At 75.8% G+C, this 25741-nt stretch carries 25 protein-coding genes; 7 read left to right on the top strand and 18 right to left on the bottom strand.

Annotated features, from left to right (window positions below):
* Positions 1 to 353: 353 nt before the first annotated feature.
* Together DMH08_RS14230 and DMH08_RS14225 are read left to right on the top strand one after the other, a co-directional pair.
* Positions 354 to 1370 carry a phosphotransferase family protein gene (locus DMH08_RS14230; protein ID WP_026406239.1) on the top strand — a complete coding sequence of 339 codons (1017 nt, stop codon included), beginning with the start codon at positions 354 to 356 and terminating at the stop codon, positions 1368 to 1370.
* A complete protein-coding gene (locus DMH08_RS14225) occupies positions 1367 to 3016 on the top strand; it encodes a long-chain fatty acid--CoA ligase (protein WP_233617584.1) in 1650 nt (549 codons plus the stop codon). The genes DMH08_RS14230 and DMH08_RS14225 overlap by 4 nt, the downstream gene beginning before the upstream one ends.
* A 14-nt stretch (positions 3017 to 3030) precedes the next feature.
* On the opposite strand, the gene DMH08_RS14220 is transcribed toward DMH08_RS14225, so the two are convergent.
* From DMH08_RS14220 to pfkB, 8 genes are all read right to left on the bottom strand, one after another.
* Entirely contained in the window at positions 3031 to 3633 is a 603-nt protein-coding gene (locus DMH08_RS14220; RefSeq protein WP_026406237.1) for a TetR/AcrR family transcriptional regulator, read from the bottom strand.
* A gap of 86 nt (positions 3634 to 3719) precedes the next feature.
* Positions 3720 to 4481, bottom strand: coding sequence for a DeoR/GlpR family DNA-binding transcription regulator (locus tag DMH08_RS14215; protein ID WP_026406236.1), 762 nt, complete (start codon positions 4479 to 4481; stop codon positions 3720 to 3722).
* Between the two features lie 55 nt (positions 4482 to 4536).
* A complete protein-coding gene (locus tag DMH08_RS14210; RefSeq protein WP_026406235.1) occupies positions 4537 to 4857 on the bottom strand; it encodes an HPr family phosphocarrier protein in 321 nt (106 codons plus the stop codon).
* Between the two features lie 18 nt (positions 4858 to 4875).
* Positions 4876 to 5916: a zinc-dependent dehydrogenase gene (locus tag DMH08_RS14205; RefSeq protein WP_125614548.1), complete on the bottom strand. Its 1041-nt coding sequence runs from the start codon at positions 5914 to 5916 to the stop codon at positions 4876 to 4878.
* Positions 5913 to 6419: a PTS sugar transporter subunit IIA gene (locus DMH08_RS14200; protein ID WP_125614545.1), complete on the bottom strand. Its 507-nt coding sequence runs from the start codon at positions 6417 to 6419 to the stop codon at positions 5913 to 5915. Before DMH08_RS14200 ends, DMH08_RS14205 begins: the two co-directional genes overlap by 4 nt.
* On the bottom strand, positions 6412 to 6714 hold the full coding sequence (locus DMH08_RS14195; protein ID WP_125614542.1) for a PTS lactose transporter subunit IIB: 303 nt from the start codon (positions 6712 to 6714) through the stop codon (positions 6412 to 6414). The genes DMH08_RS14200 and DMH08_RS14195 overlap by 8 nt, the downstream gene beginning before the upstream one ends.
* Positions 6711 to 8048 carry a PTS mannitol transporter subunit IICB gene (gene mtlA, locus DMH08_RS14190; RefSeq protein WP_125614539.1) on the bottom strand — a complete coding sequence of 446 codons (1338 nt, stop codon included), beginning with the start codon at positions 8046 to 8048 and terminating at the stop codon, positions 6711 to 6713. Before mtlA ends, DMH08_RS14195 begins: the two co-directional genes overlap by 4 nt.
* A gap of 52 nt (positions 8049 to 8100) precedes the next feature.
* Positions 8101 to 9042 (bottom strand): 1-phosphofructokinase, encoded by a 942-nt coding sequence (gene pfkB / locus DMH08_RS14185; protein WP_026406232.1) that lies wholly within the window; start codon positions 9040 to 9042, stop codon positions 8101 to 8103.
* A 221-nt stretch (positions 9043 to 9263) separates the two neighbouring features.
* On the opposite strand from pfkB, the gene DMH08_RS14180 reads away from it, so the two are divergent.
* The gene (locus tag DMH08_RS14180; protein WP_158642304.1) at positions 9264 to 11348 is read left to right on the top strand and encodes a bifunctional phosphatase PAP2/O-acyltransferase family protein; all 2085 of its coding nucleotides are present in this window, start codon (positions 9264 to 9266) and stop codon (positions 11346 to 11348) included.
* A gap of 65 nt (positions 11349 to 11413) precedes the next feature.
* Entirely contained in the window at positions 11414 to 13528 is a 2115-nt protein-coding gene (gene ligA, locus DMH08_RS14175) for an NAD-dependent DNA ligase LigA (protein ID WP_125614533.1), read from the top strand.
* Positions 13529 to 13547: 19 nt separating this feature from the next.
* On the opposite strand, the gene DMH08_RS14170 is transcribed toward ligA, so the two are convergent.
* The 4 genes from DMH08_RS14170 to DMH08_RS14155 all read right to left on the bottom strand — a co-directional run bounded on the left by DMH08_RS14170 (position 13548) and on the right by DMH08_RS14155 (position 17872).
* On the bottom strand, positions 13548 to 14711 hold the full coding sequence (locus DMH08_RS14170; RefSeq protein ID WP_125614530.1) for a helix-turn-helix domain-containing protein: 1164 nt from the start codon (positions 14709 to 14711) through the stop codon (positions 13548 to 13550).
* Between the two features lie 52 nt (positions 14712 to 14763).
* Positions 14764 to 16020, bottom strand: a complete 1257-nt coding sequence (locus tag DMH08_RS14165; protein ID WP_084551311.1) for an acyltransferase family protein — start codon at positions 16018 to 16020, stop codon at positions 14764 to 14766.
* A 152-nt stretch (positions 16021 to 16172) separates the two neighbouring features.
* A complete protein-coding gene (locus tag DMH08_RS14160; protein ID WP_125614528.1) occupies positions 16173 to 17039 on the bottom strand; it encodes an SAM-dependent methyltransferase in 867 nt (288 codons plus the stop codon).
* A gap of 374 nt (positions 17040 to 17413) precedes the next feature.
* Positions 17414 to 17872 carry a hypothetical protein gene (locus tag DMH08_RS14155; RefSeq protein WP_026406228.1) on the bottom strand — a complete coding sequence of 153 codons (459 nt, stop codon included), beginning with the start codon at positions 17870 to 17872 and terminating at the stop codon, positions 17414 to 17416.
* Positions 17873 to 18109: 237 nt separating this feature from the next.
* On the opposite strand from DMH08_RS14155, the gene DMH08_RS14150 reads away from it, so the two are divergent.
* Entirely contained in the window at positions 18110 to 18655 is a 546-nt protein-coding gene (locus DMH08_RS14150; protein ID WP_125614525.1) for a hypothetical protein, read from the top strand.
* Between the two features lie 26 nt (positions 18656 to 18681).
* Here DMH08_RS14150 and DMH08_RS14145 read toward each other — a convergent pair whose 3' ends face one another.
* The gene (locus DMH08_RS14145; protein ID WP_125614566.1) at positions 18682 to 19590 is read right to left on the bottom strand and encodes a LysR family transcriptional regulator; all 909 of its coding nucleotides are present in this window, start codon (positions 19588 to 19590) and stop codon (positions 18682 to 18684) included.
* Positions 19591 to 19670: 80 nt separating this feature from the next.
* On the opposite strand from DMH08_RS14145, the gene DMH08_RS14140 reads away from it, so the two are divergent.
* Both DMH08_RS14140 and DMH08_RS14135 read left to right on the top strand, forming a co-directional pair.
* Positions 19671 to 20606: a DMT family transporter gene (locus tag DMH08_RS14140; RefSeq protein ID WP_233617583.1), complete on the top strand. Its 936-nt coding sequence runs from the start codon at positions 19671 to 19673 to the stop codon at positions 20604 to 20606.
* Between the two features lie 10 nt (positions 20607 to 20616).
* Positions 20617 to 21528, top strand: coding sequence for a phosphotransferase (locus DMH08_RS14135; RefSeq protein ID WP_125614519.1), 912 nt, complete (start codon positions 20617 to 20619; stop codon positions 21526 to 21528).
* Between the two features lie 28 nt (positions 21529 to 21556).
* Here DMH08_RS14135 and DMH08_RS14130 read toward each other — a convergent pair whose 3' ends face one another.
* The 5 genes from DMH08_RS14130 to DMH08_RS14110 all read right to left on the bottom strand — a co-directional run bounded on the left by DMH08_RS14130 (position 21557) and on the right by DMH08_RS14110 (position 25701).
* Positions 21557 to 22555, bottom strand: a complete 999-nt coding sequence (locus DMH08_RS14130) for a sensor histidine kinase (protein WP_084551335.1) — start codon at positions 22553 to 22555, stop codon at positions 21557 to 21559.
* A gap of 177 nt (positions 22556 to 22732) precedes the next feature.
* Positions 22733 to 23854, bottom strand: a complete 1122-nt coding sequence (locus DMH08_RS14125; protein WP_034521881.1) for a carboxylate-amine ligase — start codon at positions 23852 to 23854, stop codon at positions 22733 to 22735.
* 122 nt (positions 23855 to 23976) lie between these two features.
* The gene (locus tag DMH08_RS14120; RefSeq protein ID WP_026406225.1) at positions 23977 to 24159 is read right to left on the bottom strand and encodes a hypothetical protein; all 183 of its coding nucleotides are present in this window, start codon (positions 24157 to 24159) and stop codon (positions 23977 to 23979) included.
* Between the two features lie 2 nt (positions 24160 to 24161).
* Positions 24162 to 24371, bottom strand: a complete 210-nt coding sequence (locus DMH08_RS14115; protein ID WP_026406224.1) for an HGxxPAAW family protein — start codon at positions 24369 to 24371, stop codon at positions 24162 to 24164.
* Positions 24372 to 24522: 151 nt separating this feature from the next.
* Positions 24523 to 25701 carry an acyl-CoA dehydrogenase family protein gene (locus tag DMH08_RS14110; RefSeq protein ID WP_125614516.1) on the bottom strand — a complete coding sequence of 393 codons (1179 nt, stop codon included), beginning with the start codon at positions 25699 to 25701 and terminating at the stop codon, positions 24523 to 24525.
* Positions 25702 to 25741: the final 40 nt, after the last annotated feature.

Genomic DNA, 25741 nt, shown 5'->3' with positions numbered 1-25741 from the left:
GTGGCGGGGCTCGGGCCGGTCGCGGACGGGCTCGCGTCCGGTGACGCCCCGGCGGGCAGGGGGTGGGCGGCGGTCATCGCGAGCACCAGTGCCGCGGTGACCGCCGCCGCCCGCGCGGCGATCTTCATGGCCCCGATCAAACGCCCCGGGCCGCCCCGGGCGATACGTCCCGAACCACAGAAATCCCGGGCGGCCTTTGGTCGCCGGGCACAGTCTCGGCGGCGGATCAGGCCCGACCCTTGCGTACCGACCGGTCGGTATGGTGTCCTCGGCGGGTGCTCGACGACTCCGCCGCCCCCGCCCCGGACGCGCGCGGGCCCGCGGCCCCCGGACCCGCCGGGTTCGGGACCGACGTGCCCGGCCTCGACCTCGACCGGTTCCGCGCCTTCTTCGACGCGGCCCGCCCGGGCGCCGTCACCGGCCCGCTGCGCGCCCGCGTCGTCGCGGGCGGCCGCTCCAACCTCACCTACGAGGTCACCGACGGCGCCGCCCGCTGGATCGTGCGCCGACCGCCGCTCGGCCACGTGCTCGCCACCGCCCACGACATGTCCCGCGAGCACCGGGTGATGAGCGCGCTCGCGGGCGGCGGCGTGCCCGTCCCCGAGACGTACGCCCTCTGCGCGGACCCCGACGTCATCGGCGCGCCGTTCTACGTGATGGAGAAGGTCGAGGGCACCCCGTACCGGGATGCTGCCGAGCTGGCGCCGCTCGGCCCGGAGCGCACCGCGGCCGTCGGGGAGCGGATGGTCGACACCCTCGCCGCGCTGCACCGCGTCGATCCGGACGAGGCGGGACTCGCCGGCTTCGGCCGTCCGGACGGCTTCCTGGAGCGGCAGGTGCGGCGCTGGAAGAAGCAGCTCGACGCGTCCCGCAGCCGCGACCTCCCGGACGCCGACGCCCTGCACGCCCGGCTGGCGGCGAACGTCCCCGCCCGGTCCCCGGCCGCGGTGGTCCACGGCGACTACCGGCTCGACAACCTCCTCGTCGACGCGGACGACCGCGTCGCCGCGGTCCTCGACTGGGAGATGGCGACGCTCGGCGACCCCCTCACCGACCTGGCGCTCCTCCTCGTCTACATGCGGCGGCCGGCGCCCGAGCCGGGGCGGGGCGACGCCATGCGGGCGCCCGGGTTCCCGTCGCCGGACGACGTCGCCGCCCGCTACGCCGAGCGGAGCGGCCGCGACCTGGCGGCGCTCGGCTTCTACGTCGGGCTCGCCTGCTTCAAGCTCGCGGTCATCTCCGAAGGCATCCACTACCGGTACCTGCGCGGCCAGACGGTGGGGGAGGGCTTCGAGGCGATCGGCGCCGCCGTGGAGCCGCTGCTGAAGTCGGGGCTGGAGGCCCTGGAAGAACTGGGAGAAAAGCAATGATCCAGAGCACGATGCAGGACTTCCCTCTGTCGGTCGCCGCGATCCTGCGGCACGGGGCCCGGGTCTACGGGCGCAGCGAGTGCGTGACGTGGACCGGCGGCGGGGAACCCCGGCGGGCGACCTTCGCGGAGGTCGCCGCCAACGCCGAGCGGCTCGCCGCGGCCCTCACCCGGCTCGGCGTGCGCCCCGGCGACCGGGTCGCGACGTTCCAGTGGAACAACCAGGAGCACCTCGAGGCGTACTTCGCGGTGCCCGCGATGGGCGCCGTCCTGCACACCCTGAACATCCGGCTCTTCCCCGAGCAGCTCGCGCACATCATCAACCACGCCGACGACCAGGTCGTGATCGTCGACGACAGCCTGGTTCCGCTGCTGGCCCGCGTCGTCCACCGGCTCCCCGCCGTGGAGGCGTTCGTCGTGGTCGGCGACGGCGACGCCGCGCCGCTCGAGCGCAACGGCAACGGCGCGCCCGTGCTGCGCTACCGCGACCTGCTCGCCGCCGAGGAGCCCGGCTTCGCGTGGCCCGACGTGGACGAGCGCGCCGCCGCGTCCATGTGCTACACCAGCGGCACCACCGGCGACCCCAAGGGCGTCGTGTACTCGCACCGGTCCACGTTCCTGCACGCGATGGCCGTCCAGTCGGCGTCGCTCGTCGGCATCACCGAGGCCGACCGGGTGCTGGCGATCGTCCCGATGTTCCACGTCAACGCGTGGGGGCTGCCGTACGGGGCGTTCCTGTCGGGCGCGACGCTGCACATGCCCGGGCCGTTCATGCAGGCCGAGCACCTGACGGCGTTCATCGAGGCCGAGCGCAGCACGCTCGCCTCGGCCGTCCCGACGATCTGGAACGCGATCCTCGCGCACGGCGAGCAGCACGAGATCGACCTGTCGTCGCTGCGGTCCGGCACGTCCGGCGGCGCCGCCGCGCCCCGCGTCCTGCTGGAGCGCTTCGAGGAGCGCTACGGCCTGCGGATCATCCAGGGCTGGGGGATGACCGAGACCAGCCCGCTCGGCGGCATGGCGTTCCCGCCGCCCGGCGTCGAGCCCGGCACCGCGCGGGACGTCGACTGGCGGATGAAGTCGGGCCGCGTCGCCGCCGGCGTCGAGATGAGGATCGTGGGCGACGCGGGCGACGAGCTGCCGTGGGACGGGACGAGCGTCGGCGAGATCGAGGTCCGCGGCCCGTGGATCACCGGCGCCTACCACCGGGACCCGGCGCCGGAGAAGTTCCACGACGGCTGGCTGCGCACCGGCGACATCGGCACGATCGACGACCGCGGCTTCTACCAGATCACCGACCGGGTCAAGGACGTCATCAAGTCCGGGGGCGAGTGGATCTCGTCCGTCGAGCTGGAGAACCACCTCATGGCGCATTCGGCGGTGGCGGAGGCCGCCGTCATCGGGATCCCGGACCCCCGCTGGGACGAGCGCCCGCTCGCCTGCGTCGTCCTGCGGGACGGCGAAACCGCGACCGCCGCCGAACTCGCCGCATTCCTCGCCGGCAAGGTCGCCCGCTGGCAGGTCCCCGAGAACTGGACGTTCCTGGACGAGATTCCCAAGACCACGGTCGGGAAGTGGGACAAGAAGCCGCTCCGGGCGCGCCATGCCGGATCGGAACTGAAGGTGGAGCGCGTCGAGAAGGACTGAGCGGGCCCCCGGCCTCAGCTCCGCAGGCCGTTGAGGAACAGGTCGACGTAGTGCTCGCTGATCGCCGCCGTCTCCAGCCGCCCGCCCGGCCGGTACCACGTGCCGAGCTGGTGGACGGTGCCGAAGAAGAAGTGCACGGCGATGTCGGCCGGGGGCGGCGCGCGGAACGACCCCTCGCGCTGCCCCTCCTCGACCAGCGCCCGGAACCGCTCGTGGTATCGGCGGCGCTCCGCCCGGACGGCCTCCCGCCGGTCGCGCCGCAGCAGGTGCGTCGACTGGAAGAACACGGTGAAGTCGTCCAGGTGCCGGAACGAGGTCTCCAGGACGTCGACGGCGGCGGCGCGCAGCCGCTCCGCCGCCGTGCCGGGCCCGTCGGCGATCCGCTCCAGCCTGCCCATCTGCAGCGCGAGCAGCCGGTGGTAGATCTCGTAGAGCAGGTCGTCCTTGGAGCCGAAGTAGTGGTACATCGCGCCCTTGGTGACGCCCGCCGCGGCCACGATCTCCTGCACCGAGGCGTCGGCGAACCCCTTCTCGGCGAACAGCCGGGTCGCCTCGGCCAGGAGCCGGTCCGGGACGGACGCCTCCTCCGGGGCCCGCTCTGCCGACGCCCGCGCCACCGCTCCACCTCCGTCCGGCGGCCCCGGGCGGGCGCGCCGTTCCCGCACCGCCCCGAGACCGGCCGACAGCCTACCGGCCGGTCCGGTCACGCCCGGACGATCTCGGGACCGGCGGCGGCGAGGTCGGCGGCGAGGTCGGTGTCCAGCCCGGTGTCGGTGATCAGGACGTCCATGTCCGACACGTCGCCGAACCGCACCAGGTGATCGTGCCCGATCTTGGTGCGGTCGGCGAGCAGCACCCGCCGCCGCGACGAGGCGATCATCGCCCGCTTCACCGCGGCCTCCGCCTGGTCGGACGTGGTCAGGCCGCGCTCCACGGAGCATCCGTTCGTCGCCATGAACGCCACGTCCACCCACAGGTCGGCGAGCGGCCGCAGCACCCAGTCGTCCACCGTGGCCAGCGTCCGCGGCCGCACCCGCCCGCCCAGGATGATCACCGTGAGGTTGGGGCGGGCGGCGAGCACGGCCGCGTGCGGCGGCGAGTTGACGATCACGGTCAGCTCGCGGTCGGTCGGCAGGAGCTGGACGAACCGGGCCGTGGTCGTCCCGGCGTCCACGATGATCGACCCCTCGGCGGGCAGCTCGGCCAGCGCGGCCTTCGCGATCCGCTGCTTCTCCTCGGTCAGCACCGCGTCCCGCGCGGCCAGCTCCGGTTCGAAGCCGAGGCGCTCGACCGGCATCGCGCCGCCGTGCACCCGCCGGATCGTCCCGGCCCGCTCCAGGACGGTCAGGTCGCGGCGGATCGTCTCGGTCGTCACCGAGAACTCCTCCGCGAGCGCCACGACGTCCACCCGCCCCTTCGAGCGGGCCAGGGCAAGGATCGCCTGCTGTCGTTCCTCGGCGTACATGCCCGCCATTGTCCCCGACGCCCCCGGCCCGCCCGACGTTCCCGCGGCGGCCCGGTCAGGGCGCCGCGCCGGCCGCGGGGCCGGGCCCGGCGTCCGGTTCGGCGTCCGGTTCGGCGTCCAGGTCGCGGGCGAGCAGCGCCGCCAGCGCGTCCAGGACGGCGTCGGCGCCGTCGCCGTCCGCCGACAGGGTCACCTCGGCGCCCGGTCCGGCGCCCAGCGACAGCACCCCCAGCAGGCCCCCGGCCGGGACCGGGCCGCGCTCCCCGGTCCGGACGAACACCGGGACGGGCTGCCGCGCCGCCTCCTCCACGAAGATCTTCGCCGGCCGGGCGTGCAGCCCCTGCGCCGAGCCGAGGACCACGGTCCGTTCGGGCATCGCGTGCCCTCCTTCCGGTCAGGGTTCGATGGTCACCTTGATGGCGGCGCCCCGGGTGACGAGGTCGAGCGCCTCGTGCAGGTCGTCCAGCGACAGCCGGTGCGTGATCAGGTCGTCGACCGGGACCGCCCCGGAGGCGATCAGGTCCAGCGCGCGGGCGTTGTGGGCGGGGCTGGAGCCGTTCGCGCCGACGAGGCTCAGCTCCCGGTAGTGCACCCGGTTCGCGTCGACGGAGATGACCGGCGCGTCCTTCGGCAGGCCGCCGAACAGGCTGACCCGCCCGCGGGGCGCCATCAGCCGCTGCGCCGTCTCCTGCGCCGCGCCCGACGCGGCCGCGGTGATCGCGACGTCGGCGCCGCGCCCGCCCGTCCGGTCCAGGATCTCGGTGACGACGTCGGACGCGCCCGCGTCGATCGCCGCGTCCGGCTTGACCACCGCCGCCGCCCGCTCCAGCCGCTCGGCGTTGACCTCGACGAGGAACACCCGCGCCGCGCCGCGCGCCCGCGCCACCCGCACGTGCAGGCACCCCACCGGCCCCGACCCGAACACCACGACGTCGTCGCCCTCGCCGACCCGCGCCAGCTCCTGCCCGTTGAGGACGCACGCGAGCGGCTCGGCCACCGACGCCTCCGCGAACGACACGCCGTCCGGGACGCGGTTCACCCCGTTCACGGCGAGCACCTTCGCCGGGACGATCATGTACTGGGCGAACGCGCCGTCGTAGTGGTAGCCCATCGACTCCTGCGCGGCGCACACCGTCATCCGGCCGCGCCGGCACTCGGCGCAGTCGCCGCACGGGATCGCGGCGATGACCTGGACGCGGTCGCCCGGCGCCCAGTCGTCCGCGCCGGGGCCCGCCGCGACGACCTCCCCGGCGATCTCGTGCCCCATCACCCGCGGCGGGACGATGTGGTGGTGCCCGAACCGGGAGATCTTCACGTCCGTCCCGCAGGCGGAGCAGTTCCGCACGCGGATCTTCAGCTCGCCCGGGCCGGGCTCCGGCTCGGGCGCGTCCTCCAGGCGGATGTCGCCGGGGGCGTGGAAACGGGCTACCTTCATCCGGTCGGTTCCTGTTCTTCGAGTCGGTCGTCTTCGGTCGTTCCGTCCGCGCCCGCAGGATCGAGCAGGCGCAGGACGTCCTCGGGGGCCGCGGCCTCGCGCAGCGCGCGGGCCCGGTCCGGGTCGAGCAGGACCTGGGCGAGTTCCGCCAGGATCCCGATGTGGCCGTCGCCGCGCGCCGCGATCGCGATGCACACGGTGGCCTCCGGGCCGCCCCAGTCGACGCCGTCCGGGAACCGGACGACGGCGAGGGCGTCGCGGCGGACCAGGTCGCGGCCCGCCGCGGTCCCGTGCGGGATCGCCACGCCCTCCCCGAGGAAGGTGGAGATCGAGCGTTCCCGCTCGAGCATCGCGTCGACGTAGCCGGGTTCGACCGCGCCGGCGTCCACGAGCACCCGCCCGCACAGCCGGACGGCCTCGTCGCGGCCGGCGGCCCGCTCGTGCAGCCGGATCGCGGCCGGGTCCAGCAGCCGCGCCGCCGCGCCCGCGGCGGGGTCAGCCACCGACCTCACCGCCGTCCTTGATCACCTTGACGAGCCGGTCGACGGCCGGGTCGCCGAGGTAGACCTCGAACGGGATCACCGGGGTGCCGTCGGCGGCGCCCCGCCGGGCCCGCGCGGCGAGGCCGCTGTGGCAGACGACCACGTCGGCGTCGGCGGGGATCGAGTCGACGGGGGTGTGCTCGACCGTCACGTCCTGCTTCTTCAGCGTCTTGCGGAGGTGGCCGGCGAGCATGACGCTGCTGCCCATCCCGGCGTCGCACGCGATCACGAGCTTGCGGACGTCCTTGCCGTTCATCGTGGGGTCCCTTCGGTGGGTCGGTCGGTCACCGGGGCGGCGTCGGTCTCGGGGGCGGTCTCGTCGCCGGCCCGCCCGCCGGCGCCCACCTTCGTCTCGTCGGCCTTGCCGCCGGCGGCGTCCTCGCCGGCCTCGTTCCCGCCGGCCTCGTTCCCGCCGGCCTCGTTCCCGCCGGCCTCGCTCTGCGCGCCGGCCTCGTTCCGCGTGCCGGGCGCGTCGGACGCGTCCTCGCCGTCCTTCGCGGCCGTCCCGTCGCCGCCGTCGCCGGCGCCGTCCGGCTCGGCCAGCCGCCCGAAGCCGAGCAGGGCGGCGCCGACCCCGAACGAGACGGCGGCGGAGGCGAGCAGGCCGCCGTACACGCCGAACCAGTTCCCGGCGCCCCGCGGCGTCTGCGCCAGGTAGGCGAAGATGCTGCCGGGGGACGGCGACGCGACCAGCCCGACGCCGGTCGCCGCGAAGATCGCCACGCCGGTCATGCCGCCCGCGATCGCCGCGAGGATCATCCGCGGCTTCATCAGGATGTACGGGAAGTAGATCTCGTGGATGCCGCCGAAGAACTGGATGATCGCGGCGGCGGGGACGCTCGGGCGCAGCCGCTTCGGGCCGAAGAACAGGTACGCGAGCAGCACGCCGATGCCCGGACCGGGGTTCGACTCGATCATGAACAGGACGGACTTGCCGGTCTCGGTCGCCTGCTGGATGCCGAGCGGGGTGAGCACGCCGTGGTTCACGGCGTTGTTGAGGAACAGCACCTTCGCGGGCTCGACCAGCAGGGACGTCAGCGGCAGCAGGTTGTGCTCGACGAGCCACCCGACGGCGTCCCCGGCCCAGTCGGACACGGTGCCCATCACCGGGCCGATCACGGCGCGCCCGGCGACCGCCATGGCGGCGCCGATGATCCCGGCGGAGAAGTTGTCCACCAGCATCTCGAAGCCGGTGCGGACGCGGTCCTGCACGAGGTCGTCGAACAGCTTCAGCAGGTACGCGGTGAGCGGGCCGATGATCATCGCGCCGAGGAACATCGGCTGCTCCGCGCCGACGGCGATGCCGACGGTGGCGACGGCGCCCACCACGGCGCCGCGCTGCCCGTGCACCATGCGGCCGCCGGTGTAGCCGATCAGCACCGGCAGCAGCATCTTGATCATCGGGTCGACGAGCTCGGCGAGGTCCTCGTTCGGCAGCCAGCCGGTCGGGATGAACAACGCGGTGATCAGGCCCCAGGCGATGAACGCGCCGATGTTGGGCATCACCATCCCGGCGAGCTTGCCGCCGAACCGCTGGACGGTCGCGCGGAGCCCGCCGCCCGCGGGCTCGGGGGTGTACGCGGTGGCCATCGCGGCCTCCTGTCGTTCGGGGGTGGGGTGGTCCCGGGCGGCCCGGGAGGGGTCAGGTGAGGAGGGGACGGGCCAGGTCGGGGCGCGGGTGGATGCGGACGATGTCGCGGCGGACGTCGCGCGCCCCCGGCATCCGGCTGGCGGGCAGCCGGACCGCGGCGGCGCCCCAGGCCAGGCCCTCGGCGAGGGCGCGCTCGCCGCGCGCGCCCGCGGCGAGGAACCCGGCGAGCAGGGCGTCGCCGGCGCCGACCGTGCTGCGCGGCCGCGCCACCGGGGCGTCGCCGCTGAGCACGCCGTCGTCGTCGACCAGCACGGCCCCTTCCGCGCCGAGGCTGACGAGCACGCCGCGGGCGCCCTGCGCGCGCAGCTCGCCCGCCGCCTCGACGGCGTCGGCGACCGTGCCGACCGGGCCGCCGACGGCTTCGGCGAGCTCCTCCAGGTTCGGCTTGACCAGGTCGGGGCCGGCGGCGACCGCCGCGCGCAGCGCGGGCCCGCTGGTGTCGACCGCGACCCGGGCGCCGTCCGCCGCGAACCGGCGGCACAGCGCGGCGTAGGCGGTGTCGGGGACGCCCGGCGGCAGGCTCCCGCAGCAGACCACCCAGCCGGCCCCGCCCGCCGCCGCGGCCTCGACGGCGCCGGTGACCTCGTCCAGCTCCGCGGGGGACAGCGGGCCGCCCGGCTCGTTGAGCTTGGTGACGACGCCGTCCGGCTCGACGACGGTGACGTTGGAGCGGGTGCGCCCGGCGACCCGGACCGCGCGGACGGGGAGCCCCTCGGCCCGCAGCAGCCGCCGCAGCTCCTCGCCGTCGGCGCCGCCCACCGCGAGCACGGCGGTGGAGTCGGCGCCGTTGGCCAGCAGCGCGCGGGAGACGTTGACGCCCTTGCCGCCCGGGTCGAGGCGCGCCGAACGGGCCCGGATCACCGCGCCGCGCGTCAGCACGTCCACCTCGATCGTCCGGTCGAGGCTCGGGTTGAGCGTCAGCGTGACGATCATGCGCGGCCCGTTCCCGAAAGCATGTTGGTTTCCTCCTGTTTAAGCTTGTTCTCTTGTATTTATGCCTCACTTGTGTCCGAGTCAAGGGGGAAGCGTGGTTCATCGCAGAAAAACCCACATGCGCCCCGGCCCGTCCCGGACGCCGGTCGGTCGTGGACTCGCGGCGCAACCGGGGAAGGATGAGCGGTGTGGGGGCAGGCGGCCGAGCCGGGGAGGGCGGCGTGGCACGACACGGGCGCGCGGCGCCGGCGCGGGAGATCGCCGTCGGCCTGCTCGTCCTCGCCGTGTACGTGCTGGCCACGCACGCGTTCGCCGGGGACCGCGCGGCCGCCGACGCGAACGGCCGCTTCCTGCTCGACCTCGAGCGCCGGACCGGGCTGGACGTCGAGCGGTCCCTCAACGCCGCCCTGGCGGGGCACGAGGTGCTCGGCGCCCTCGCCGCCTGGGAGTACGCGACCACCTACGTCATCGGCACCTTCGGGTTCCTCGGGTACCTGTGGTGGCGGCGGAGCCCCGCGTACCCGTGGGCCCGCAACACGCTGATCTGGATGACGCTGATCGCGGTCGTGTGCTTCGCGCTGTGGCCGGTCGCCCCGCCGCGCCTGCTGCCCGGCGGCGGCTACACCGACATCATCGCGCTGCACCATCCGCCCGTCACCTGGGGGACGGGCGTGGTCTCGGCGGGCGCCAACCCCTACGCGGCGATGCCGAGCCTGCACATCGGGTGGATCGCGTGGATCGGCGCCGCCGCCGTCCGCGCCCGCTGCGGGCCCGCGTTCCTGTGGCTCTGCGTTTTGCACCTGGCGGTGACGAGCGCGGTCATCGTCGCGACCGCCGCCCACTACGTCATCGACATCCCCGGCGGGCTGCTGCTGGTGCCCGCCGCCGCGGCCGCCGAGCGGCTGCGCGTCCGGCTGTGGCGCGGCCGCCGCGGCCGGGCGGACGCCGGCGGCGCCGGGCGCGCGCAGCGCGTGGCGGCGCCCGACGCGTTCTTCCTGTACGTCGAGGACGGCGGCGTCCCGCAGGTCGTCGGCGGGGTCGCCGAGTTCGCCGGGCCCGGCCCGCCGGTGGAGCGGGTCCGCGCCCTGCTGGCCGAGCGGCTGCCCCGGCTGCCCCGCCTCACCCAGCGCGTCGCCCCGGCCGGGCTCCTGCGCCGTCCGCGGTGGGTGCCGGTCGACGAGGTCGACCTCGACCTGCACGTCGTGGAGGTCCAGGCGCCCGCGGCCGAACGGGACGGCCGCCGCGCCCTGGACGAGGTCGTGGCGCGGCTGGCGGCGACCCCGCTGGACCGCGACCGGCCGCTGTGGCGGTTCTGCCTCGTCCGGGGCGGGCCCGGCGGGCGGGACGCGGCCGTGATCGTCATGCACCACGCGATCGCCGACGGGATCGGCGTCGTCGACATCCTGCGCGGCATCCTCGAGCCCCCGCTCCCCGAGGCGGACGTCCCGCGCGGCCCCGGACGGCTGGTGCGCGCCGCCGCGGTCGTCCCGGGGCTCGTCGCGCTCGCCCGCGACGGCGCCGCGCCCACCGTCGCGATCACCGGGCCGCTCGGCGCCCGCCGCCGGTACGGCACCGCGACCCTCCCGCTGGACCGCGTCCGCGCCGCCGCCCGTGCCGCCGGGGTGCGGGTGACCGACCTGCTCCTCGCGCTGGTCGGGGAGGTCCTCGCCGGGCGCGGCGAGGCGGCGGACGGGCGGGCGCCGCGCGCGGGCGCGCCGCCGGTGCTGCGCGCGGCGGTGCCGGTCACGCTGCGCGCCCCCGCCCCGCCGGGCCGCGGCCGCACCGCCGTCCCCGGCAACCTGACCGCCGCGCTGCGGCTGGACGTGCCGGTCGACCGCCGCCCGCTGCGGGACCGGCTCGCGGCCGTGCACCGCTCCGCCGAGCGGCGCCGCGCGTCCGGGCGGGCGGTGGCGAGCACCGCCGTCCTGCGGCTCCTCGGCGCGCTGCCGCCCCGGTTGCACGCGCGCGCCGCCCGCGCCGTGTACCGTGCGCGGTTCTTCGGCGCGATCGTGTCGAACATGCCCGGCCCGGACACGGCGATGTCGCTCGCGGGGGTGCCGCTGGGCGACGTCCACCCGATCCTGCCGCTGGCCGACGGGGTGCCCCTCGCGGTGGGGGCGCTCGGCTGGAACGGCGCGCTGCACGTCGCGGTGACCGCCGATCCGCGCCTGCTGCCCGAGGCGGACGGCTTCGCGGGAGCGCTCGTCCGGGCCTTCGAGGAGCTGACCGCCGGGCCGGGCGCCGCGCCGGCCGCCGGGAGCGGCGCGCTGCCGGAGGCGGGGCCGCCCCGCAGGACGCCCACCTGAGCGGAGCCGGGCCCGCCACCTCCCGAAACGCCGGAAATGTCGGTGCCGCCGGGAAGACTACGGACATGACCGAGACACCGGCCCCCACGACCGAGATCGGCGACCAGGCCGCGTACGCCGCCGCCGTCCAGACCGCCGTCACCGCGTCCGCCGCCTACTACGGCGGCGGCGACTCGCCGCTGGACGACGACGCGTTCGACCGGCTCGTGCGCGGGATCGCCGCCTACGAGGCCGCGCACCCCGGGCACGTCCTGCCCGACTCGCCGACCGGCAAGGTCGCCGGGGGAGCCGTGGTCGGGGACGTGCCGCACACCGTCCCCATGCTGAGCCTGGACAACGTGTTCTCCGCCGACGACCTCGAGTCGTGGGCCGCCGGGGTCGCCCGCCGGATCGGCCGCGACGTCGAGGTCTGGAGCGTGGAGCCGAAGCTGGACGGCCTCGCCGTCTCCGCCCGCTACGAGGACGGCCGGCTCGCGCGGCTGGTGACGCGGGGCGACGGGGCCGCGGGCGAGGACGTCTCGCACGGCAAGGGCATGATCGAGGGGCTGCCGGAGCGGCTCGCCGAGCCGGTCACCGTGGAACTGCGCGGCGAGGTGCTGATGACCCGCGCCCAGTTCGAGGCCGCCAACGCGGCGCGCACCGGCGCGGGCGGCGCCGCGTTCGCCAACCCGCGCAGCGCCGCCGCCGGGTCGCTGCGCGCCCGGGACCGCGCCTACCAGGTCGAGATGACCTTCTTCGCCTACGGCGCACTGCCGATGGACGGCACCGGGGAGGAGCTCGCGGAACGGCTCCGCGGGCTGCCGCACAGCGAGGTGATGGAGTTCGTCGCCGGGCTCGGCGCGCGCACCGTCGCCGTCACGCCCGTCCCCGGGACGACCGCGACGAGCGTGGCGGCGGTGCTGGAGCGGGTCCGGGAGATCGCGGCGCTGCGCGCGGACCTCGACTTCGGCATCGACGGCATCGTGATCAAGGCGGACGCCGCCGCCGACCAGGCCGACGCGGGGCTGTCGTCGCGCGCGCCGCGCTGGGCGGTCGCCTACAAGCTCCCGGCCGTCGAGAAGATCACCCGCCTGGTCGGCGTCGAGTGGAACGTGGGCCGCACCGGCGTCATCGCGCCCCGCGCCCATCTCGAGCCCGTCGAGGTGGACGGCTCGGTCATCGAGTACGCCACCCTGCACAACGCCGCCGACATCGAGCGGCGCGGGCTGCTGCTCGGCGACCACGTCACCGTCTACAAGGCGGGGGACGTGATCCCCCGCGTGGAGGCGCCGGTGGCGCACCTGCGCACCGGCGACGAGAAGCCGATCGAGGTCCCCGAGGTCTGCCCGCGCTGCGGCGACGAGATCGACGTGTCGCAGCAGCGGTGGCGCTGCGTGCGCGGCCGCGACTGCCACGCCGTCGCGTCCGTCCGCTACGCCGCCGGCCGCGACGCCCTGGACATCGAGGGCCTCGCCGGGAGCCGCATCGACCAGCTCGTCGCGGCGGGGCTCATCGCGGACTTCGCCGACCTGTTCGCCCTCACCCGCGAGCAGGTCATCGGGCTCGACCGGATGGGCGAGACGAGCACCGCGAACCTGCTCGCCGCGATCGAGGCCGCGAAGGCGAAGCCGCTGAACAAGGTCTTCTGCGCGCTCGGGGTGCGCAAGACCGGCCGCTCCCTGTCCCGGCGCATCGCCCGCCACTTCGGCACGATGGACGCGATCCGCGCGGCGGACGCCGAGGCGTTCCAGGAGGTCGACGGGATCGGCGCGGACAAGGCCGAGGTCTGCGTCGAGGAGATCGCCGCGCTCGCGCCGCTGATCGACAAGCTCGTCGCCGCCGGGGTGAACATGACCGAACCCGGCGCGACCGGCCGTCCCGCGGCGGCGCCGTCCCAGGACGGGACGGACGGGACGGACGGGGCGGCCGGGGCGGCGGAGGGCGCGGCGGACCTCCCGCTCGCCGGGCTGTCGGTGGTCGCGACCGGCGCGATGTCCGGCCCGCTCGACGGGCTGTCCCGCAACGAGGTCAACGAGCTCATCGAACGCGCCGGGGGACGGGCGTCCTCGTCGGTGTCGGCGAAGACGTCGCTGCTCGTCGCCGGGGAGAAGGCCGGGTCCAAGCGGGCCAAGGCCGAGAAGCTCGGCGTCGAGATCGTCACCCCGGAGGAGTTCGCCGACCGCGTCGCCGCCTTCCTCTGACCCGGACCGCCCCGGACCGTCAGCGGCCGCCGCCGGACCGGACGAGCCAGCTCAGCAGCAGCATCACGTCCAGCCGGCCGTCGAGCTCGGTGAACCGGCCGCCGGTCAGCTCGTGGATGCGGCGCAGCCGGTACCGGACGGTCTGCTCGTGGATGTGCAGCCGCTCGGCCGCGACGACGGCGTTGTCGCCGGACTGCAGGTACGTCAGCAGCGTCTCCGCCAGCGGCTGCCGCCGCTGGCGGGGCAGCTCCAGCAGCGGCCCGAGGACGGCGCCCGCGGTGGCGCCGACGAGCTCCTCGGCGGCGAGCGTCGCCAGCGACGCCACGTGCTCGGCGCAGCGGACGGGCTCGCCGCGCGGCAGCATCCCCCGCTCGATCAGCGTCAGCGCGTGCCGCGCCCAGCGCAGCGACACCGCGCCCTGCGCCACCGGCACGGTCGGGCCGATCGCGGCGGTGCCGAGCCGGTGCAGGGCGGGCCACAGCCGCTCCTGCCCGGGGCCGTCCGGGTCGGGCACCACCAGGAACGGGATGGGCGCGTCCCAGTCGGCCAGCACCGACGGCGGCAGGATCCGGGCCCCGGCGGGCGCGCCCGCCGGGAGCGCGACCAGTCCGATGCTCTTCGGCAGGTCCCAGCGCGCCGCGACCGCCAGCTCGGCGATCGCCTCGTGCGCGGGGGGCGGCTCGAGGATCAGCATGTCGCGGAGCCGTTCGCGGCGCCGCTCCCGCGCGGTCGCGAGCTGGCCCTGCTCGCGCGCGTAGCCCTGCGCGGCGGCGTCGGCGATCCGGGAGACCAGCATGAACAGCGAGTCGGTGAGGCGGCCCAGCGTCTCCCGCGACCAGCCGAGCCGGTAGGCGTCCATGATGAACCGCTGGCACGCGACCTGGCAGCTCACCCGCATCGCCGTCTGCAGCGTGTCCAGGCCGCGGCCCTGCCGGGCCTCGAGCTCGCCGAGGCGCGTGTACAGCTCGGTGAGCTTGCGGGGGTCGGCGTCGGGATGGTCGACCGAGTCGACGAAGAACGCGACCGCGTCGCGGACCGCGCGCTCGACCCGCTCGGCGTACTCGCCGTCGTCGCCGGAGTACTCGGGGACCTGCTCACGGATCTCCCGCTCCATCTCCCGTACGGCTTCCTGCACGTGCTGGCGCAGCATGCCGGGCAGTTCGTCGGGCAGGGGACCGACCACGAAGACCTCCCTCCGGGGACGGGCTCACCTTAGGCGTCCCGGGTGATCGCTGTCACCCTGGGGGCCGCGTCAGCCGTTTGCCCAGCCGTTGCGCGGGCTTCTCCACGAACCGGTACGCCAGCGCGGACGCCCCGAGGACGCCCGCGACCAGCAGCGCGCCCCAGCCGAGCCGCTCCGGCACCGGCAGCGACCCCGGGTCCTCCCCGGCGGCCGACCAGACCGCCTGGACCACCAGCGGGTGCAGCAGGTACATCGAGTAGCTGACCAGGCCCGACCACACGAGCGCCCGCGGCATCGTCCGGTGCCGCAGGGCGAGGCCCGCGAGGAACGTCAGCCAGGCCGCCGCGACGGCGAGCGACCAGTCGAGGCCGAGCGACTCCGGGTACCCGTGCTGCGACCAGGTGGGCGGCGGCCGCAGCCCCGCGAGCAGCGTCAGCACCGGCACCACCGCGATCATCGCGGCGGCGGGCCAGGCCCGCAGTCGGCCGTCCTGCAGCCCGCGGACGGCGGTCCCGGCGAACATCGTCGCGATGATGCACAGGCTCTCGACCCCGCCGATGCGGCTGTTGAGCACCAGCAGCGTCAGCGCCAGCGTCGCCACCACGGCGACCCCGATCCGCCGGACGGCCGGTCCGCCGAACAGCGCCGCGAGCCCGGCCGCGAGGACGGCCGCCGCGACGAGCGTCGTCCCGTCCGGCCAGCGGGCCGCCAGCAGCTGCGACGGCAGCACCACGCCGAGCAGGGCCGCCGCGATCCCGAACCCGAGCGCGATCCGCGCGCTGGCCCGCTTCACCCCGGCGACGAACATCGCCGTCACCAGCAGGTAGAAGATCATCTCGTACGAGAGCGTCCAGAACACGTTCACGACGTTCGGCACGCCGAGGAGGTCCTGCAGCATCGTCAGGTGGGCGAGCGCCGCCGTCCACGGACGGTCGCCGAGCGCGGCGGGCAGGCCGTAGCCCAAACCCGCCACGGCGAGCGCCAGCGCGAGCGCCACCGACACCGCCCACGCCGGGTACAGGCGGAAGAACCGCCCGACCCAGAACGCGCGGACGCTGCCGCGCCGCTCCAGCGAGAACGGCACCACGTAGCCGCTGACGAGGAAGAACACGAAGACGCCGTAGCGTCCGAAGTCGAACCAGGGACTCGCGGTGGCGCGGACCTCGGGCAGCAGCACGTCGAGCGAGTGCTCGAAGACCACGACCAGGGCGGCGATCCCGCGCAGGGCGTCCAGCCAGCCCATCCGCGGCCGGTTCGCCGCGGGCGCGTCGATCCGAGTGTCCGGTGGGGTCAGAGTGTTCGCCGGCATCCCGGCCACCCTAGGTGCCCTTTCCCGGTGCTCCGCCCAGCGCCCCCTGAACGTTCGCTGAACGCCAGGTCGTCGCCTTGCGGCGTGTCGCCGTCCGGTTCATACCGGGATCGACCTGTCGATGGTGGAACGTCCCCGCGGGCGGGCGGCGGTCAGCCGGGGAGGACGCCCACCGCGCCGTACAGCAGGGGCGGGCCGGTCAGGATGCGCGGCCGTTCGGGACGCCACCCCGCCGCGGGGGCCACGCCGGGCTCCAGCGGCACGAACGGCCCGAGCAGCCGCCCGACCTCCGCGGCGCCGCGCGGGTGCAGCGGGACGCCCGCGTCCCGGTACAGCCGCGCCGCCTCGGCCGTCGCGGCGGGCGCGAAGTCGCCGGTGGCGTGCGCGACGACCAGCGCGCTGCCCGGCGCGGCCGCCGCGGCCAGCGCGGCGACGGGCCCGTACGGGTCGGCCAGGAAGTGCAGGACGGACGCGAACACGAGCGCGACCGGCTCGGTGGGGTCGATCAGCCGGCGCACCTCCGCGCTGGCAAGGATCGCCGCCGGGTCGCGCAGGTCCGCCCGCAGCGCCGCGACGCCGTCGGCGGCGAGCCGGGCGCGGGCGTGCGCGATGACCAGCGGGTCGGCGTCGACGTACACGACGCGGGGGCCGTGGACGTACCGGGCCGCCATCTGGTGCAGGTTGTCGTCGGTGGGCAGCCCGCAGCCGAGGTCGAGGAACTGCCGGACGCCGCGCGCGGCGAGCGTCCGGACGGCGCGGGCGACGAACGCGCGGCCGTCCCGGGCCGCCGCGGCCGCGCCCGGCAGCACGTCCAGCAGCCGGTCGGCGAGGTCGCGGTCGGCGGCGTAGTTGTCCTTGCCGCCGAGCAGGCGGTCCTGGACCCGGGCGAGGCCCGGGCGGTGCAGGTCGGGGACGGGGCCCGGCCCGCGCCCCGGTGGGGTCCCGGGCGCGGCGGCGGGCGCCCGCTCGTTCGCGGGGCCCCGGCCGGGGGCCCGTCCGCTCGTCGCCGTCCCTGGCATCACCTGTCGCCTTCCCCTGGGGAGCAAGTGCGGTGGCTGCCATCGACGGTAGAACGCCCGGGGCGGATCGCGCGGGGCCCGGAGTCCGGGTGGACCGAAACGCCCGCGCCGGGTGTCCGGATCGGGTCACGCGCGTTTGTGCGGCGGTGCGGCGGGCCGGGAGAGACGAGTGCGGCGCCGCAGGTGGAGGCGGTCGCGGAGAAGGGACGAGCGCGGCACGGCTACGAGCGGAGGGTTCCACCGGATTGGCCGCTTCCGGCCATGACAACGAGTTGACCGGCGGTGTGAAGGGTTGTCGAAATTCGCCGTCTGCCGCCCGCCCGTATGGCGCATCTCACCATAGGCCCCGCCGGGGCGGCGCCGCCGGCCGGGGCTCAGCGGCGGCAGCGCCCGCGGCGCCCGCGGCTCTCCTCGGCGGCCCGGCTCAGCTCCTCGAGCACGAGCGTCGCGCCGATCCCGGCCAGCCACGTGTCCTTCGCGAGCGGGATGCCGTCCTGGGTGGGGCGGATGCTCCCCTTCTCGTGCATCCCGGGCAGCCGCAGGTAGAGGCCGGTCAGGCCGCCCGCGAACGCGGTGAGCGCGGCGCCAGCGAGCGCGGTCGGGACGAACGGCGCCATCAGCGCGGCGCCGAGCGCCGCCTCGGCCGTCCCCAGCATGCGGGTGAACTTGTGCGGGTCCTTCGACGCCAGGAAGGGGTACGCCGTCTTCGCCGTGCCGTGGATGTAGTCCGCGGTCCCCGGGTCGCCCTTCAGCTTCGACAGCCCCGAGTTCAGGATGAACGCGCCCACGACCACGCGGGCCGGCATCTGGTGCGCGCGAGCAAGAAAACGCATCGTTCCCCACAAGGATCAGGTGAGTCCGGGCGCACCCTGTCATTCCCGCCTATTCCCACGGGCACCCGGAGGCGCGGTCAATTTTCGGCATCGCCGGCCCGCTACCCCGCCGGGCGCAGCCCGGCCCGGGCGCTCTGCTCCCGGCGGCGGACTCCCGGAGCATCCGCGCATCCGACGACGGCCCCCGTGCCGGCCTCGCACCATCGCAGGGTCGCACCGAGAGTGAGGAGTCGCGAGATGTCGGTACAGGAAGCCGTCCCGGGGAGGAGCCCCGCGGGACGTGCGTGGCGGCCGCGTCCGGCCGTCCGCAAGACGCTGCTGCTGGTGCACGTCCTCGCCTCCGTGGGGCTGGTCGGCGAGGTGTGGGCGCTCGTCATGCTCAACCTCGCGGCGACGGTGACGGCGGACGCCGCGCTGGTCGAGCCCGCGTACCGGCTGATGCCCGTGCTGGTGATGAGCGGCGGGATCCCGCTGAGCTTCATCGCGCTGGCCACCGGGATCGCGCTCGGCCTGGGCAGCAAGTGGGGGGTGCTGCGGCACCGGTGGGTGTTCGCGAAACTGCTGCTGCTGGTCGTGGTGATCCTGTTCGGGGCCCTGCTGGGGCAGCCCGAGGCGCTGGCGGAGGCGGCGGCCGACGGGACCCTCCCGGACACCGCGCGCAGGTGGCGGGAGGTCGCGGTGGTCGCCGTCCAGCTCGCCATGCTGCTGGCGGCCACCGGCCTGTCGATCTTCAAGCCGCGCGGCCGAATGCCCTGGCCGCGCCGCCCCGACCGCCGTCCCTGACCCCGGCCCCGAGCGGCACCGCGGGCTCAGCCGGGTTCGTCGGCGAGGCGCTCCGCCACCGCGCGCAGCGCCTCGACGCACGCCCGCACCGCCGGCCGGTCGGCGTCCGTCCGCCAGACCACGTAGATCGCGCGGCGGACGACCGGGCGGGTGGCGAGCATCCGCACCCCGGCGGGGACGGGGTCGCGGCCGAGCCGGGGGACCAGCGCGGCGGCCAGGTCGGCCGCCACGAACGCGAGCTGCGTGGAGTAGTCGGCGACGTTGCAGACGATCTCCGGGTCGGCGCCGTGCTCGCGCAGCGTGTGCAGCAGCTGCCGCTCGCAGGTGCCGCCCGCCGTCCACGCCGCCCACCGCAGCCCGCCCAGCTCGGCCAGGTCGACCGTCCGCCGCCGGGCGAGCGGATGCCCGGCGGGGAGCGCGAGGTCGATGACGTCCGACGCCAGGAGCAGCCGCGACACCGCGGCGGGCAGCGGCGTCGGCAGCGTGTCCCAGCTCTCCACCACCGCGACGTCGATGTCCCCGCGGTCCAGGGCGGGCAGGACGGTCTCGGCCTCGTCCTCGTCCAGGGTGGGCGACAGGCGCGGGTGGCGCTCCCGCAGCGCGGCGAGCGCCTGCGGCAGCACCGCGCGGGCCGCGGTGACGAACGAGCCGAGCCGTACGGGCCCGACCGCGTCCTCGCGCAGCCCGTCCAGCTCCGCGCGGGCGGCCGCGAGCTGGGCCAGCACCCGCGCGGCGTGCCCGGCCAGGACGTGCCCGGCGCCGGTGAGCCGGACGCCGCGGCCCCGCGGCTCGAGCAGCCGGTGCCCGGTCTCCCGTTCCAGCTTCGCGAGCTGCTGCGACACCCCGGACGGCGTCACGTGCAGGGACTCGGCGGCGGCCGCGATCGTGCCGTGGACCGAGACCGCGTGCAGGGCCCGCAGCCGTTCGATGTTCATCGTCACGGTAGGAATGCTACTGATTCGCGCTTAATAAGCGTTGCTTGTGCTAAATGTTCCGCTGCGGGAGCGTGGAGCGCGTGCGAAGGACCGACCCGCGGCTCCAGGTGATCGCCGGCGCCGCCTTCATCTCCGCGTCCGCGATCTTCGTCGGGCTCTCCGGCGTATCCGCCGCGACGGCCGCGTTCTTCCGCTGCGCGCTCGCCGTGCCGCTGCTGGTCCCGCTCGTCCGGTGGGAGCGGCGGCGGGCGGGCCCGGGGCGCGGCGGGGCGGCGCACGTCGCCGCCGGGCTCCTGCTCGGCGCGGACCTGGTCCTGTGGGGCGCGGCCATCGAGGGCGTCGGCGCGGGCATCGCGACCGTCCTCGTCAACGTGCAGGTCGTGGTGGTGCCGCTGCTCGCGCTGGCCGCGTTCCGCGAGCGCCCGTCGCGGGCGTTCGCGGCGGCGCTCCCGGTCATGCTCGCGGGCGTCGCCCTCGCGGCCGGCCTCGCCGACCAGGGGCCCCGCGCCGCCGACCCGGTGCGCGGGGCGCTCTACGGTGTCGGCGCCGGGGTCGCCTACGGCGGATACCTGTTTTTGACGCGCGTCGCCGGGCGGCACGAGCCCCACCGGGCGCGGCCCGTGCTGCTCGCGACGCTCGGCGCGGGCGCCGCGTCCGTCGCGGTCGGCGCCCCCTGGCACGGCGTCGACCTCGCCCCCGGCTGGGCCGCGTTCGGCTGGCTGGCCGCGCTCGCGGTGACCGGCCAGGTCTGCGGCTGGCTGCTGATCAACGCCGGGCTGCCGCGGCTGCGCGCCGAGGTCGGCGGGGCGCTGCTGCTCCTGCAGCCGGTGCTCGCCGTGCTGCTCGGCGCCGCGGTGCTGGCCGAGCGGCCCGCGCCCGCCCAGCTCGCCGGCTGCGCCCTGGTCGTCGCCGCCGTCCGCCTGGCCGGGCGCCGCGAGCCCCCGCCGCCGCAGGACGCGGTGCCCGCGGTCCCCGCCGGGACGGAACGGGCGGCCGCCGCGCGGCCCGCGCGCTAACGTCGGGCCCATGGAGTGGGCGGCGGAGCACGAGATCACGTCCGGCGCCGCGGCGGCGCTCGTGGGGGAGCGGTTCCCCGAGCTGCGCGGCGCGCCGGTCGAGCCGCTCGCGACCGGCTGGGACAACACGGTGTTCCGCGTCGGCGGCGACTGGGCGTTCCGGTTCCCGCGCCGGAAGATCGCCGTGCCGGGCGTCGAGCGCGAGATCGCGACGCTCCCCGCGCTGGCGCCCCGCCTGCCGCTGCCGATCCCCGTGCCGCGCTACGTGGGCGGGCCCGGCGGCGGGTTCCCCTGGCCGTTCTTCGGCGCGCGGCTCCTCCCGGGGCGGGAGCTCGCCGAGGTCCGGCCGCCGGACGGGCGGCGCGCGGGGATCGCCGCCGCCGTCGGCGGCTTCCTGCGGGTGCTGCACGACCCAGCGCTCGTCCCTGCCGCGGGCGCCGGACTGCCCCTGGACCCGCTCCGGCGGAGCGATCCCGCCCACCGGGCCGCGGCGGCCGCCGAGCGGCTGGCCCGGCTCGCCGCGCTCGGCCTGTGGGAGCCGGACGCCGCCGTCCGCGGCTTCCTGGACGCTGCCCGCGACGCCGCACCGCCCGCCGGGGAGCCCGTGATCGTGCACGGCGACCTGCACGTCCGGCACGTCCTGGTCGGGCCCGCGGGGGAGGCCGCGGGCGTGATCGACTGGGGCGACGTCTGCCGCGCCGACCCGGCCGTGGACCTGTCCCTGGCGTACGCCGCGTTCACCGGCGGCGACCGTGCCGCGTTCCTGGACGCCTACGGGCCCGTGCCGCCGGACCGGGAGCGGGCGGCGCGGGTGCTGGCGCTGTTCATCGCCGCCGCGCTCGCCGAGTACGCCGCGTCCGAAGGGCTCGCGGCGCTGCTGGCGGAGTCGCTCGCCGGGATCGGGCGGGCGCTCGCGCCCTGAGCCGCCGCCCCGGCGCCGCCGGGTGCGGTCAGGTGCGCATGTAGACGCGGATCGCGGTGCCGTCCGGGCCGGTGTGCACGCGCACCAGGTCGGCGAGGTGGTTGACGAGCAGGATCCCGCGGCCGCCGTGCGGGCTCATTTCCACCGGGATCCGCCCGGCGAGCGGATCGGCGATCGTCCCGGCGTCCCGCACCTCGCAGACGACCCGGCCGTCCTCGGCCCAGATCCGCGCGGTGCCCGTCCCGCCGCCGTGCAGGCAGGAGTTCGCGGCCAGCTCGTTGACGGCCAGCTCCATGTCGCCCGCCGCGTCCGGGGCGAGGCCGAGCCGCGTCGCCCAAGCCCACGCGAACTCCCGGACCATCGGCAGCGCGTCGAGGTCGAAGTCGATGCGGTACGCCTCGGCGGGCGGCGGCAGCGGCCGGTTGTAGTCGCTGACGATCCGGTCCGGCGCGTAGTCGCCGCTCTCGCGCTCGCCGTCCGCGTCGATGAGCACCGGGTGCGTGGCGCGGGCGTCGGCGAGCGCGCGGTCGTCCAGCCGGGTGGCGTCGTACGGGCACAGTATCGTCACGCGCCGTCCCGCGAACGCGAGGTTGATCAGCGCCTCGTGCTGGGCGCAGGCCGGGTACTCGGTCTCCGACCGGCCCGGCCAGATCGGTTCGCCGATGATCCGCACCCGCGCGGCGCGGTGCCGGTCGGCGAAGTCGCGCAGCACACCGGGGATGATCCGTCCCGGGTTGCGCCCCGCCTCGGTCATGTCGAGCCAGGTGACGGACGCCGCCGCGGCGCCCGGGGCGTCACCGCCGAGAGCGTCCCGCAGCGTCGCCAGCTTCTCGCCCGGCACCGCCACGGCGACGGGCTCGCCCTCCGCGACGCCGTCCCGGACGAACGGCACGGTCCCCGCGAGGTACTCCTCGTCGCTCCCGTAGAACAGGGCGGGGTGGACGAACGCGTCGGCGTCCGCGCCGCGGTCCGTCGCCGCCGTGCCCGTGAAACCCGTGCCCGTGAAACCCGTGTCCGCGGAGCTCATCGCGTCGCCGCCCCGCACGGCGCCCCCATCTCGTCCATCGGCCCGAGCGTACGCGCCCTGCGGCGGCGGTTCGGTATGGCCCCCGTCGATGATCTGCCCCCTGACTCGGTGAACGCCGTTCACCTAACGGTTACCCCGCAGCGAAACGCAAAAACGGGAGGTTTCGCATCATTTCCGCTACGTTACCTGCCGGAAGCGCGCTGTCGCCTCCGCCGGCTCCGGCAGCAGCGCGGCGTCCACGACGTCCGTCAGCCGGTCTCGCCTGCGGTGCGCGGCGCGCTGCCGCTCGGCGCCCGTCCCGCCGGCCAGCAGCCGCCCGACCCCGCGCGCGACGCTGTCCGCGTCGCCGCTGTCGCGCAGCGCGGGCGCCGCGCGGGCGAGCAGGGCGGCGGCCAGGTCGCGCTGCGCCGCGGGACGCCCGGTCCGCACGTCCAGGCCCGTCCCCGCGGTCCCGTCGCGGGCCGCCAGCCAGTACGCGGCGCGCAGCATCTCCTGCGGCGGGGCGGGCGCCGGATCGCCCGCGTCGACGGCGGCGGCGGCCGTCTCCACCAGCGCCCGGATCAGCCCGGCGAGCGCCGCCGCGTCCGCCGCCGTCAGCGCCACGTCGGCGACCCGCACCTCCACCGTCGGGAGCCGCGCGGACGGCCGGACGTCCCAGAAGATCGTCCCGGTGTCCATGAGGGCGCCGCACTCCAGCAGGGACGCGACCAGCTCCTCGTAGTGGGACAGCGACGCGAAGTAGGGCGGGGGCCCGGCCACCGGCCAGCGCGCCCACGTCAGCGCCCGCCAGCAGGCGTGCCCGGTGTCGCGGCCCGCCCAGAACGGCGAGTTGGCCGCCAGAGCCAGCAGCGTCGGCAGCCAGGGCCGCAGGTGGTTGCCGACGAGGACCGCGCGCTCCCGGTCGGGCATCTCGACGTGCACGTGGCACGAGCAGATGCTCTGCTCGTCGTCCAAACCGCGGTAGGTCGCGACGCTCTCGGCGTACCGGGCGCCCGCGGTGATCGGCGCCGGCACGAGGTCGCCCAGCACCGGCGTGCCGGTCGCGGCGAGCCGCAGCCCCTCCGCCGCGGCGGCGTCCGCCATCGCGGCCCGCATCTGCCGGACCTGCTCCTCGAGCTTCACCAGGTCGTCGCAGGGCGGGGTCTTGGCCTCGGCGAGGAACCCGACCAGCTCGGTGGACGCCCGCTCGCCCAAAGTCGCCGCGGCGCGGCGCACCACGTCGGCGGCGCGGGGGACGACCTCGCGCGTGCCGGGATCGACGACGAAGTACTCTTCCTCGATTCCGAAACGCGGCGCCATTCCACCACCTCGGCTCGTGCGCGCCGCGGGCCGCCTGTCACGTCACAGCCGCGTCACCGCGACGGCACATCACTTCGACGTTACGTGACGGACGGCGGCTTGGCACGTGCCTTTTCGGTGTGTCAGGGCCCCGAGTCGACCCACAGGACCGCGAGAGCCGCGAGGTGCGTGATCACGACGATGCCCAGGCTCACGATGAACAGCATCTTCGCCGGGCCGTGCGGGAAGTACTTGCCCTGCTTCAGCGGGCCGAGTTCACGCTGCCGGGCGGCGATCCGCTCCTCGAGCGGCGGACGGCCGAACACCGCTACGCCCGAGGATCGTCGACGACGACGTCGCTCATGATGTCGACGGCGAGGGCGACCACTCCGCCGAGGGCGACCACCGCGGCCCCGGCGCCGAAGACCACCCAGCTCGGCCCCATGACGAGCCCCGCGCCGCCGATGGCGAAACCGATGAAGATGATGCTGACGGCGACCCAGGACTTCGGGCGCCCGGCGTGGCTGCCGCTCGACATGCGCGTTGTCTTCCCTCTAACAGGTTCCGGTGGGGATTCGATCTACGTGGCCGAACTCTAGCAACGACCCTCCGCACCGGCGTTTCCGGGGTGCCCGTACCGCCCCGCGACCGCCCCGCGAGCCGTCACACGAGCCCCTCACACGAGCCCCTCACACGAAGGCGCCGTGGCCGGTCGCCGCGCGGCCGACGATCAGCGTGTTGATCTCCCGGGTGCCCTCGTAGGAGTACAGCGCCTCGGCGTCGGCGACGAACCGCCCGATGCCGTAGTCCAGGACGATGCCGTTGCCCGCCATCAGCTCCCGCGCCCAGCCGACCGCCTCCCGCATCCGGGTGGTGCAGTACGCCTTCGCGAGGGCCGAGTGCTCGTCGCGGTACAGGCCCGCGTCCTGGAGCTGCGCGAGCCGCACGACCATGCCGAGGGAGGCCGTCGCGTTGCCCAGCATCCGCACCAGCAGGTCCTGGACGAGCTGGAACTCGGCGATCACCCGGCCGAACTGCTCCCGCTCGACCGCGTAGCGGCGGGCGATCTCGTACGCCGCGAGCATCACCCCGACCGCCTGCCACGCGACGCCGCTGCGCGTCCGGCGCAGCACGGCGGCGGTGTCGCGGAACGTGCGGGCGTCCACCAGCCGGTCCTCCTCGGGCACCCGGCATTCCTCGAGCACGATGTCGGCGTTCTGCACCGTCCGCAGCGCGATCTTGTTCTCGATGCGGGTGGCGGTGAACCCCGGCGTGTCCTTGCCGACCACGAACCCCTTCACCTGCCCGTCGTCGGCGTCGCGCGCCCACACGACGGTCAGGTCCGCGAACGTGGCGTTGCCGATCCACCGCTTGGCGCCGTTCAGGATCCAGTGGTCCCCGTCGCGGCGCGCGGTCGTCCGCAGGCCCAGCGCGACGTCCGACCCGCCCTCCGGCTCGGTCAGCGCGAACGCCCCGATCTTCTCCATCCGCCCCATCGCGGGCAGCCACCGGGCGCGCTGCTCCGGCGACCCGCACCGGCCGATGCTGCCCATCGCCAGCCCCGAGTGGACGCCGAAGAACGTGGCCATGGACGGGTCGACGCGGGCCATGTCCATCGCGAGGAACCCGGTCAGCAGGCTGCTGGGCCGCTCCCCGGGGCACTCCTCGTAGGGCAGGCCGGCGACGCCCAGCTCGGCGTACCCGGGGATCAGGTCGAACGGGAACTCCGCGCGGGCCCAGCAGTCGTTCGCGATCGGCGCGACTTTCTCCTCCAGGAAGGCCCGCACCCGCCCGACGATCTCCTGCTCGCGCTCGTCGAGGAGGTCCTGCATGCGATAGAGGTCACCGGGAAGGGAATCCAAGGTCATGCGGGCCACCTTCCCGGTGGCCGGGCTCCTAACCTGAGCC

The organism is Actinomadura sp. WAC 06369 (assembly GCF_003947565.1).
GTDB classification, from domain to species: Bacteria; Actinomycetota; Actinomycetes; order Streptosporangiales; family Streptosporangiaceae; genus Spirillospora; species Spirillospora rifamycini.
The sequence above is the reverse complement of the archived record's forward strand: the minus strand, read 5'-3'. Positions and strand labels throughout refer to the sequence as shown.

Excerpts from the sequence above, each read along its gene's own strand:
- DMH08_RS14130 (WP_084551335.1), bottom strand. The coding sequence starts at position 22,555 with ATGAGCTCCGCGGACACGGGTTTCACGGGCACGGGTTTCACGGGCACG.
- ligA (WP_125614533.1), top strand. The coding sequence starts at position 11,414 with ATGACCGAGACACCGGCCCCCACGACCGAGATCGGCGACCAGGCCGCG.
- DMH08_RS14145 (WP_125614566.1), bottom strand. The coding sequence starts at position 19,590 with ATGAACATCGAACGGCTGCGGGCCCTGCACGCGGTCTCGGTCCACGGC.
- pfkB (WP_026406232.1), bottom strand. The coding sequence starts at position 9,042 with ATGATCGTCACGCTGACGCTCAACCCGAGCCTCGACCGGACGATCGAG.
- DMH08_RS14195 (WP_125614542.1), bottom strand. The coding sequence starts at position 6,714 with ATGAACGGCAAGGACGTCCGCAAGCTCGTGATCGCGTGCGACGCCGGG.
- DMH08_RS14125 (WP_034521881.1), bottom strand. The coding sequence starts at position 23,854 with ATGGCGCCGCGTTTCGGAATCGAGGAAGAGTACTTCGTCGTCGATCCC.
- DMH08_RS14165 (WP_084551311.1), bottom strand. The coding sequence starts at position 16,020 with ATGCCGGCGAACACTCTGACCCCACCGGACACTCGGATCGACGCGCCC.
- mtlA (WP_125614539.1), bottom strand. The coding sequence starts at position 8,048 with ATGGCCACCGCGTACACCCCCGAGCCCGCGGGCGGCGGGCTCCGCGCG.
- DMH08_RS14225 (WP_233617584.1), top strand. The coding sequence starts at position 1,367 with ATGATCCAGAGCACGATGCAGGACTTCCCTCTGTCGGTCGCCGCGATC.
- DMH08_RS14150 (WP_125614525.1), top strand. The coding sequence starts at position 18,110 with ATGTCGGTACAGGAAGCCGTCCCGGGGAGGAGCCCCGCGGGACGTGCG.
- DMH08_RS14205 (WP_125614548.1), bottom strand. The coding sequence starts at position 5,916 with ATGAAGGTAGCCCGTTTCCACGCCCCCGGCGACATCCGCCTGGAGGAC.
- DMH08_RS14160 (WP_125614528.1), bottom strand. The coding sequence starts at position 17,039 with ATGCCAGGGACGGCGACGAGCGGACGGGCCCCCGGCCGGGGCCCCGCG.
- DMH08_RS14215 (WP_026406236.1), bottom strand. The coding sequence starts at position 4,481 with ATGTACGCCGAGGAACGACAGCAGGCGATCCTTGCCCTGGCCCGCTCG.
- DMH08_RS14110 (WP_125614516.1), bottom strand. The coding sequence starts at position 25,701 with ATGACCTTGGATTCCCTTCCCGGTGACCTCTATCGCATGCAGGACCTC.
- DMH08_RS14135 (WP_125614519.1), top strand. The coding sequence starts at position 20,617 with ATGGAGTGGGCGGCGGAGCACGAGATCACGTCCGGCGCCGCGGCGGCG.
- DMH08_RS14155 (WP_026406228.1), bottom strand. The coding sequence starts at position 17,872 with ATGCGTTTTCTTGCTCGCGCGCACCAGATGCCGGCCCGCGTGGTCGTG.
- DMH08_RS14210 (WP_026406235.1), bottom strand. The coding sequence starts at position 4,857 with ATGCCCGAACGGACCGTGGTCCTCGGCTCGGCGCAGGGGCTGCACGCC.
- DMH08_RS14115 (WP_026406224.1), bottom strand. The coding sequence starts at position 24,371 with ATGTCGAGCGGCAGCCACGCCGGGCGCCCGAAGTCCTGGGTCGCCGTC.